Source organism: Synechococcus lacustris str. Tous, assembly GCF_003011125.1.
In the GTDB taxonomy this organism is placed as follows: Bacteria; Cyanobacteriota; Cyanobacteriia; order PCC-6307; family Cyanobiaceae; genus Synechococcus_D; species Synechococcus_D lacustris.
Map to the genome: position 1 here is coordinate 1 of NZ_PXVC01000204.1, position 1179 is coordinate 1179.

Consider the following 1179-nt stretch of genomic DNA (forward strand, 5'->3'; position numbering starts at 1 on the left):
GTGCACCACTGTGCACCACTGCGTCTCAGGGTACCGCCACACAAGAAATCCTTATGTGGACTGGTTTTATAACAAGAATAAGACCCAACAATCCAGTACCAAAGCCGAAACTGGAGAAATCGGGCGGTTTTTCAAGATTTCATAGATTTACAGATAATGCCCCCACCTGTGCCATGCTGGTGAGCATAAGGCACTGCAATCCCATTCAGGACCATACCCAGCAACCTTTTATTGCCCCTCAAAAGTGCTCCAACCCGTGAAGAAACCCCCTGCTCTGCGTAAAAATAATAGTGCTATTCAGGTTAGGGTTCGCCTTGATGGGCAAGACCGCTTTGTCAATCGCATCGGCAGGTGGGATGACCCCATCGCCCACGCCAAAGCATCCGCCATCGCCGCTCAAATCTGGTGTGACTACCAAGAGGGCATTTTGGATGCCTCCTTGCTCTCCTACCAACCAGCAGTCAAAGATAAGGAGGTGGGGTTGCTGGATGCACTCAAACAGAAGGCAGAGCAAAACCGCCAATCCAGCAGCATTCACTCCTACAGGGTGCTCCAGAGTTACGGCAGACCCCTCAAACGCCGCAGTGATGTAGAAGCATTTATCAAATGGATGCAGCAGGTCAGGGGTTTATCCAACCGCACTATCAGTAGCATTTTGATGCACTGCCGTCAGTGCTCTGGAAATAACCGCCACCTCTTCTCCCATACACTCAAACTCACCAAAAGGTCAGTGCAAAGCGATGTGCTCTCCACTGCTGATATTCAAGCAGTACTGGGTGACCTCAAGGTAGAAGAGGAATGGTATTACCCACTCTTCCTGCTATGGATGAGCACGGGAATGAGAAATGCAGAAGTCARGGGATTGACTTGGGATTGTATCCACTGGGTAGAGGGTGAGATATTGATTTACAAGACCCTCAAGCGTGATGGTTATTCCTCCAGAAATCATATTTGGGGCACAACCAAAACAGGTAAGCAACGGGTAGTTCCCTTGACTTCCTTGCTTGCAACCACCCTCAAGGAGCACAAGCAGCAGATGCAGCAGTTGGGTCTCTATGACCCTTACGGGTTGGTGTTTCTCACCCCCAGCACCCACAGCAATGTCTATGACCACCTGCTTGCAAGAGTGTGGTGTAGGTCGCTGAAACGCTGCGGTCTACAACCACGCCGCCTTTACGC

Annotated in this window: 2 protein-coding genes; both read left to right on the plus strand. The window is 50.5% G+C overall.

The annotated features are described in order from the left end of the window. On the plus strand, positions 1-260 hold a 260-nt coding region (locus tag C7K08_RS16220; RefSeq protein ID WP_206603884.1), incomplete at its 5' end, for a hypothetical protein. Continuing rightward, positions 257-1179 (plus strand): tyrosine-type recombinase/integrase (locus C7K08_RS14325; protein WP_106501160.1); only part of this gene is annotated, 923 nt, incomplete at its 3' end. The genes C7K08_RS16220 and C7K08_RS14325, both read left to right, overlap by 4 nt.